Source organism: Planctomycetota bacterium, assembly GCA_035384565.1.
In the GTDB taxonomy this organism is placed as follows: domain Bacteria; phylum Planctomycetota; class PUPC01; order DSUN01; family DSUN01; genus DAOOIT01.
Genome location: DAOOIT010000123.1, coordinates 1 through 8399, shown reverse-complemented (window position 1 = coordinate 8399; position 8399 = coordinate 1). Strand labels below are relative to the sequence as shown.

The window sequence follows — 8399 nt, the reverse complement described above, 5'->3', positions numbered from 1 at the left end:
CCGCACGAAGAGGGTTTCGAGTCGCGTGATCCTCATTCGGTTCGCTCCTTGTTGCCGGCTTCGCCCTGGATCTCGCGGATCGCGGCGAGCACGCGGCCGGGCAGCGCGCCCGCGGCAGCGGCGGCGAGGACGTCGCGCACCTCGTCCACCGAGCCGGCGCCCGAGAGCACCGTGCTCACGTCGGCATCGCTGAGCAGGTAGCGCAGCGCGAGATGACGCAGGGGCATGCCCTCGCGGTCGGCAAGGTCGTGGAGGCGCTCAAGCCTGGGACGGAGCGGTTCAGCGTATCCGGGCAGGGCGGCCTCGCGGGGCTGGCCGAGCAGGCCCACCCGCAGCGGCGAGCCGAGCACGATGCCCACTTTGTGCCGTGCGGCCACGGGCAGCAGCTCGTCGCGGGCCAGGCGCGTGGTGAGATCGTAGTCGCAGTAGCTGAGCACGGTGTCGAACTCGTCGGTAGCCGCCAGCCGGGCGAGGAACGCGGGCGTGCGCCCCGTGACGCCAATCGCGCCGACCGCGCCCTGCTGCTTCAAGTGGTGCAGGGCCTCGGCCGCGCCGCCCTTGCCCATCAGGCGGTCCCAGCCGGCCGTGGGCGCCTCGTGGAGCTGGAGGAGGTCCACCCGGTCGCGCCGCAGCAGGCGCAGGCTGGTCTCGAAGCTGGCCAGCACCGCGTCGCGCGAGTAGTCGAAGCCGTGCGGGGTGCAGCCGGCCTTGGTGGCGAGGCGGTAGGGTTGCGACACGCCCTCCAGAGCGACGCCGAGGATCTCCTCCGAGCGGCCATAGGCCCGCGCCGTGTCTATGTAGTTGATGCCGAGGGCGAGGGCCTGGCGCACGATCTCGGCGCTCTCCTCGAGGGGAAGATCGCCGCGTCGTCCCGCCAGCCACGCCCCGCCGAGGCCGATCTCGCTCACACGCCAACCGAGCCGCCCCAAGGTCCTGCACCGCAAGCCTGCCACCCCTTCATCCCGAAGGCCATCCCAGGGACCGACACCGAAGGTAACGCGCCTCGTGCCCGCCTCAGCGGTCTCGGAGGATGGAGAGCATGCCGCCATCCACGGTCAGCGCCGCGCCGTTGATATAGGACGCCTCGTCGGAGGCGAGGAAGGCGACAGCCGCGGCGATCTCGTCGGGCGCGCCGGTGCGCTTCGCGGGAATAGCCTCGTTCGGGCGGGGGCGCCAGGCGGCACGGTCCACCGCCTGATTCGACCGCGGAAAGAGCGACAGGTCAATGGCCCCGGGCAGCACGCAATTGAAGCAGATGCCGCGCCCGGCGAACTCCACGGCCAGGCCGCGCGTCAGGCCGCACAGCCCCGCCTTCGAGGCCGAGTAGACGGCGTAAGGGGCATAAGTGGCCACGGCGTGCACCGAGGCGATGTTGACCACCCGGCCCCACCCGCGGGAGAGCATGTCGGGCACGACCGCGCGAGCCATGAGGAAGGCACTCTTCAGGTTCGTGTTGTGCACGAGGTCCCAGGTCGCCACGTCGAGCTTCTCGAGCGGCGCGCCCTTGGTGATGCCCGCGTTATTGACCAGGATGTCCACGCGCCCGAAGGCGGCGAGGGTCGCGGCCACCACGCGCTGGCAATCGGCCTCGGCGCCCACGTCGGCCTGCACGAAGAGGCCCCTGCCCCCGGCGTCCGCAATCTCGCGCGCGGTCGCCTGGCCGCCCTCGACATTGCGGTTGGCCACGCCGCACACCGCCGCGCCCTCGCGGGCCAGCCGCAGGGCCGTCGCCTTGCCGATGCCCGACGACGAGCCTGTGACAATTGCCACCTTGCCCCCGAACCTCTCGCCCATAGGCCGCCTTTCCTTTCCTGTGCACAACCTCCCAAGCGCCTCCGATCGTACGGGGATCGCCGCGCCGTGTCAACATGGGCGCCCGCGGGCGCGGCCAGAGCGCTTGATGCGAACGGCGAGAACCACTACAATTGAACCCGAGGAGGTTGAGCGGCAAACACCCTTCCGAGGCTTCACCAGCAAAGGCCAACTGCATGACGGGCGTGTCACGACTCGGGTCGGCGGTGCTTCTGGGACTGGCCGCAGCGGCCGGGCTGGGCGCGGAGCAGCGCCCCGCCTATCAGTCGCCGTTCGCCATCCTGGCGTCCAAGGACGGCTCGCGGCTCTTCGTCTCGCACCACACGGCAGGGGCCGTGTCGGCGGTGGATGTCGCCGCGGGCAAGGTCGTCTGGACGGCGCCCGTGGGCGGAGCGCCCGCCGGCCTGGCGCTCTCGCCCGACGGAGCCGTGCTCTACGCGGCCGATTCCGACTCGGGGATGGTCGCCGCCGTGGCGACCGCGAAGGGCAATATCACGGGCACGTTCGAGGCGGGACGGGGCGTCTTCGGCCTCGCCCTGGCCGCCGACGGCTCGCGGCTGTTCGCCTGCGACCGCTTCCTGAACCGCGTGAACGTTGTGGACGTAGCGGCGAAGAAGGCCGTGACCGCTCTCCCCGCCACGCGCGAGCCGTTCTTCTGCGCCCTCTCGCCCGACGGCGCCACGCTGTGGGCCGCCAACCTGCTGCCCCTCGGCCCCGCCACCGACCCCGAGGCCGCCGCCGCGCTCGATGCCTACGACACCAGGACGCTCAAGCCCCTCGCCCACGTGAAACTCCCCTCGGGCGCCACCGACGTCCGCCAGATCGCCTGCTCGCCCGACGGCGCGTGGGTCTACGTGGTCCACGTGGTCGCGCGCTTCAACCTGCCGCCCACCCAGCTCGAACGCGGCTGGGTGAACAACAGCGGCCTGAGCATCGTGGACGCCAAGACGCGCAAGCACCTGGCCACCCTGCTGCTCGACGAGGCAAGCAACGGCCACGCCATGCCCTTCGCCGCGGTCATCTCCCCCGACGCCAAGACCCTGGCCATCACCTACACCGGCACCCACGAGGTCGGGTTCATTGACCTCGCCCGGATGCACGAGCGTCTGGCCAAGGAACCCGCCACGCGCCTGCCCGAACTGGTGAACGAGCTGTCGCTCCTGAGCCGTTGGGGCGCCATCCGCCGCTGCACCTCGGGCGGCCGCGGCCCGCACGGCGCCGCCTTCTCCCCCAAGGGCGACACCCTCTACGTCGCCAACTACTTCTCCGACAACCTCGCCCTCGTGAACGTGGAGAAGGCCAAGCTCGCCGGCACCATCGCCCTCGGCCCCGCCGTCCAGCCTGACCTCGCCCGCCGCGGCGAGATGCTCTTCTTCGACGCCACCATCTGCTACCAGCGCTGGCAGAGCTGCGGCACCTGCCACCCCGACGCACGCGTGGACGGCCTGAACTGGGACCTCCTGAACGACGGCATGGGCAACCCCAAGAACAACAAGAGCATGCTCAACGCCCATCGCACCGCCCCCATGATGTCCCTGGGCATCCGCGAGGACATGGAGCACGCCGTGCGCGCCGGCCTCCAATTCATCCTCTACCGCCAGGTCATCGAGGAGGAGGCCACGGCGATTGACGCCTACATCCGCTCGCTCACCCCTCGCCCCAGCCCCCACCGCAACCGCGATGGCTCGCTCACCCCCGAGGCCAAGCGCGGCGAAGCCATCTTCAAGAGCTCCAAGGCCGCCTGCTCGGCCTGCCACACCGGCGAGCTCTTCACCGACTGCAAGACCCACGACGTCGGCACCGCCGGTCCGCTCGATGCCAACGTGAAGGAGTTCGACAACCCCTCCCTCCTCGAACTCTACCGCACCGGCCCCTACCTGCACGACGGCCGCGCAGTCACCCTCCAGGAACTGCTCACCAAGTTCAACCCGGGGGACCGCCACGGCCGCACCTCGCACCTGAGCAAACAGGAGATCGAGGACCTCGTGGCCTACCTCCTCTCCCTCTGACCCCTGTCTCACGCGACGAGTCAGGAAAACCAGACAGCCTGCTCCCATACTCGCTCATCCCCTCCCTCCCTGCCAGGTGAGCAAGTATGGCGCTTTGGCGATTCTCGCCTGTCCGTGGCCATTCCCGCCATACTTGCTCGTTTTCTCCCCCCCGCACGGTTGAGCAAGTATGGGCAGCATGTTGCCGAAACACCACGTGGCCTCCCCACCCCAGGTGCAAGCAGTCGCCAGACCAGACATGAGTAACGTGGCCGCCATTGGGGAGCGTGGGACCGCCGCTGCGGCGCCAGCGAAGGCCACTACATAACCACCTATGCCGCAATGCCTTACCCTCTCAACGCTCTCCTCCTCACATGCTGGCTCATCCCGCAGATGAGCGAGCATGGCCGGAGCCGCGAGAATCGCCCATTTTCGCCCATCTGCCCATGCTGTATCACTTCCCCCCTCACAGGGTTGATACAGCATGGGCAGGCGACGCCCGCCAGCCACTCGGCACAGAACCTCAACCTCCCGCGGGTTGGCAACCCGCGGGAGGTTCCTTTCCCTGAGCAAGAGGCCGCAGAGCGGCCAAGAGACCCGTCCCCACGCAGAGCGTAGGGACGAGAAGAGTGACCAGAGCGTAGGAACGAGGAAAGGGGGCAGAGCGTAGGGACGAGGGAGAGTAGCTGCAAGCGTCCCGCTTGCGCAGGCTTTCTTTCTCGCCCCTGCGCTCCGTCACCTTCTCCTTCTTGCCCCTGCGCTCCGCGTGGGGGCGATGATCCGGACGCTCCCGCGTCCAACCCCAACCTCCCGCGGGTTGGCAACCCGCGGGAGGTTCCTTTCCCTGAGCAAGAGGCCGCAGAGCGGCCAAGAGACCCGTCCCCACGCAGAGCGTAGGGACGAGAAGAGTGACCAGAGCGTAGGAACGAGGAAAGGGGGCAGAGCGTAGGGACGAGGGAGAGTAGCTGCAAGCGTCCCGCTTGCGCAGGCTTTCTTTCTCGCCCCTGCGCTCCGTCACCTTCTCCTTCTTGCCCCTGCGCTCCGCGTGGGGGCGATGATCCGGACGCTCCCGCGTCCAACCCCAACCTCCCGCGGGTTGGCAACCCGCGGGAGGTTCCCGATCCCGCAACCACTCTTCGCCGAAGAGGAAAACGCCGCACAGCCCTCCCGAGGAACCGCCAGGTCCGCCAGGAGCTGGCATGCCCACGACCCGCACCAGGCCCAGTCGAACAAGACCGCCAAACCCTGAAGCGCCTGAATAATCGGCCCGCTTCTGCGTCCGTACAAAGGGGGGAACCCTGCGTGGCGTGCAGGAAGCGGGTGCCCTGCCGAGCGGCGCTTGACATCTGCCCCTGCACAGTGGCATAATGCAGGTGGCTCATGGTGCAGGGACCCTTGACCTCCAGGAGGCAGTGAGATGAATCAGCGACTGTGTAAGCGTGTGGCAGTGCTTTGCGTGGCGGCCCTGGCATCCCAGGGCTGCGGCTGGATCAGAGACAACCCCAAGACCGTGACCGGCGCCGCCATCGGCGCCGCGGCCGGCGGCGCGCTGGGCTATGCAGTATCGGGCCACCACCGTCGAGGCCGCGCCGTGATCGGCGGCGCTCTCATCGGCGCCCTCGCCGGCGGCATCATCGGCAACATGATGGAGCGCAGAGACCGCGAGGCCGCGGCCACCAATCAGGCCTACAACTACGCCCCCGCCCAGGGCACGCGCGTGGAAGTGGCCGGCGCCCTGGTGGACCCCGCCGCGACCACCCCCGGCGGCACAGTGAACCTCCAGGTCACCTATGCGGTCATGGCGCCCAACGACCAGACCGCCGTCCCCCTGGTCGAGACCCGCGTCGTCACGTTCAACGGCACCAAGGTGGCGGAGCTGACCTCCAACGTCAGCCGCACGCCCGGCACCTACACCACCCAGGTGCCCATCCAACTGCGCGCCGACACGCCCAAGGGCCAGTACCAGCTCGACGTCGTCGTGGCGGGAGCCGGCGCCCAGGGCCAGCGCAGCGCCACGTTCGTGGTGAACTGACCGGCGCCAGGCCCGCGCGACGCCACTCACTCGAGGGGGCAGCATGCCGCTGCCCCCTTTCCATTGGCCCCGCCGACCTGGAGCAGGCTGCGGGCGATCTCGGCCGCGATCGCCTCCTCGGCCGTCTCCGCCCCAACGGGGATCCGCAGCACTCGAACGCCGCTCTGCGCCGCGTAATGCGCCACCAGCGGCTCGGTCTCGCGCGCGTAGCGGGCCAGCTTGCGGGCCACCGCCTCGGGCGCGTCGTCGGGGCGCCCGGCGTGGTCGGGCCCCTCCCCGCGACGCCGGCGGGCCACGCGCGCGTGCGCCGCCGCCGCATCGCACTCCAGCACCGCCACGGCCTCCACCCGCACCGTGGCGGCCAGAGCGCGGGCCTGCCCCACGTGGCGCGGCAGGCCGTTGAGCACGAGCACATCGGCGGAGGGCTCGAAGCCGCGGCGCCGCAGAAAGCGGCGGAGCAGCTCCTCGGCAATCGGGAATCGCTCGTCGGGCAGCAGGGCCTGCGCCTCCAGCACGCCCTGCACGTAGGCCACATCGGCGGGCGCCAGGCCGCGCTCGCCGCGCGCCGCCGCGCGAAGCTCCGCCCCGAAATCGAAGTGGTGGAACCCGCCCGCCTGCTCCAGCCGCGCGCCCACCGGGCTCTTGCCCGAACCCGTCGGCCCCACCAGCAGCACGGCGCGAATCGGCGGCGCCATCCCCCCTCCCCCGGCTACGGCGCCGTCGCCGCGTCGGCCCGCACGAACCCTCCCGCCTCCAGGCACGGCCCCGAGGGCACCCGCGTGCGCGCGGGCTTGAGCGACCAGGTCTGAAGGCGCATGTGCAGCCGCAGCCGATCCACCGAGAAATCCGGGCCGAGGAACCCGCACTCCTCGATCCAGCCCATCGGCTTCTCCAGCTCGTGCGCGGCCGCCGGATAGCGCGGCACCTTGGGCAGCCGCAGCCGCGCCAGGCGCTCGCCGGCGCACGCGGCCCGGAACGCGGTGACGCACGCCGCGTGCAGGCTGCCCAGCCCGACCCGCGCGTCGCCCAGGGGCAGGTTCGCGGGCAGGTGGCCCGTCTCGTCCACCTGCTCGACGAGGGCGCGGCAGAGGCCCAGGAACTCCTCGTATGAGGCGAACGGCCTCTCGGCCACCAGCACCGGCTTGGCCACGGGGCCGAGCACGCGGCGGCGCGCCACGGCGCGCGGCAGGGCGCCGCGCCGCTCCGCCGCCACCAGCGAATCGGCCATGGCCACGAGCAGCTCGGCCGGCGAACAGAAGGCGTGCAGGCGCGGCGCCAGCGCGTCCTCGCCGCTCGAGCAGTACTCGCGCAGCGTGTCGCGCGAGATCGCCTCCGCCTGGCGCGCGAACAGCTCGGCCGCCCGCCCGATCCCGATCACCTGAAGGTCCTGGCGGCTCTTCAGATAGGCGCACAGGCGCGCGAAATTGGCGCGCGCGGTCTCCATCTCGGCCGCCGTGCGCAGCTCGTAGGCGAAGCCGAGCTCCGCCATCGTGCGATTGCGCCCGTTGGCGAACAACTCGTCCTCGGTCCACCCCTTGACCAGCACCCGCACCGGATGCGCGACGAAGAGCGTCAGGCACTCGATGCCGGCCGCCACGCGGCGGTCCAGCTCCTCCCCCAGCCGGCGCAGTTGCGCCTCGAAGGCATCGTCGCGGCTCAGCGCCCCCTCGGGACCGAAGGACAGGTACGACGTGACGGACTCGCCCGCGCCGCAATGGGTGGGAAAGCACAGGCTGCCGGCAAACCACACGGGGCCGGCGTGGCCGGGGCAGTAGGCCCAACTGTAGACATAAGGCAGGCCCAGCTCGGCGGCCGCGCCGTGGCTCTGGGGCGCGGTGAAAACGGCGTGGCGGCTGGTCGCCACGGGCATCTTCCAGAACGCCTTCTTGAGGGCCTCGGCGGCCCGCGTCTCGTACTCCACCAGGCGCTCCACCCCGTCGGCCCAGCCGCAGTGCTCGACCATCTCGGGCACCACGGGGTGGTTGTTCGAGTCGGTGTGGATGCTGATGTCGTGCTCGGCCATCGAGGCCAGGGCGTCCAGCCGGTTGCGCTGGAGCATCGCCCGGGCCTTGTCGCCGATCACGTGAAACGTGCCGCGCAGGCCCGCCTTCGACAGCGTCTGGGCGATCCAGCCGGGCACGTCATCCGTCCGGGCCTCGGGCGGATACACGGTGTCTTCCACATCGAAGTGGAGCGTCACATACATCCGGAGTTTCCTCCATGCGGGGGCGGGTCCCGAGCATCCTAGCCGCTCGCCCGCCGCCTGTCAACCGCGCGGCAAGCCTCGGGTGTGGGCCGGAATTGTGGGTGGCTGCGGGAGCTCCGAAGGAGCGAAATAGGATAGCCCAGGGCAACGCCCTGGGAACAAGACCGCCCCGCGGCAGCCCGGAAAGGGCGGAATAGAGAGCCTCTACCTCACCCCTTCAGGGCTGAACCCGTGAATCCCACTCAACCCAGGGCGCTGCCCTGCTCTTCGCCCACATCTTCCGGGGGCTGGGGTCTAGCCCCCGAAGGGGGCGTTTGAGCCGTAGCCCAGGGCGACCGAAGGGAGCCCTGGGGAGAGGCGG

At 70.5% G+C, this 8399-nt stretch carries 6 protein-coding genes; 2 read left to right on the top strand and 4 right to left on the bottom strand.

The genetic code is table 11. The features are described from left to right. Positions 1-32: 32 nt before the first annotated feature. Together PLE19_23240 and PLE19_23235 are read right to left on the bottom strand one after the other, a co-directional pair. A complete protein-coding gene (locus PLE19_23240; protein HPD17864.1) occupies positions 33-944 on the bottom strand; it encodes an aldo/keto reductase in 912 nt (303 codons plus the stop codon). A gap of 70 nt (positions 945-1014) precedes the next feature. Further along, on the bottom strand, positions 1015-1794 hold the full coding sequence (locus PLE19_23235) for a 3-oxoacyl-ACP reductase family protein (protein HPD17863.1): 780 nt from the start codon (positions 1792-1794) through the stop codon (positions 1015-1017). Between the two features lie 194 nt (positions 1795-1988). Between PLE19_23235 and PLE19_23230 the strand changes: the two genes are divergently transcribed. Both PLE19_23230 and PLE19_23225 read left to right on the top strand, forming a co-directional pair. Then, positions 1989-3821 carry a c-type cytochrome gene (locus PLE19_23230; GenBank protein ID HPD17862.1) on the top strand — a complete coding sequence of 611 codons (1833 nt, stop codon included), beginning with the start codon at positions 1989-1991 and terminating at the stop codon, positions 3819-3821. 1396 nt (positions 3822-5217) lie between these two features. Further along, positions 5218-5832, top strand: a complete 615-nt coding sequence (locus PLE19_23225; GenBank protein ID HPD17861.1) for a glycine zipper domain-containing protein — start codon at positions 5218-5220, stop codon at positions 5830-5832. A 26-nt stretch (positions 5833-5858) separates the two neighbouring features. Here the strand turns inward: PLE19_23225 and PLE19_23220 are convergent, their stop codons facing one another. Continuing rightward, on the bottom strand, positions 5859-6527 hold the full coding sequence (locus tag PLE19_23220) for a nucleoside monophosphate kinase (GenBank protein ID HPD17860.1): 669 nt from the start codon (positions 6525-6527) through the stop codon (positions 5859-5861). 14 nt (positions 6528-6541) lie between these two features. After that, a complete protein-coding gene (locus tag PLE19_23215) occupies positions 6542-8038 on the bottom strand; it encodes a hypothetical protein (protein HPD17859.1) in 1497 nt (498 codons plus the stop codon). Between the last annotated feature and the right edge of the window lie 361 nt (positions 8039-8399).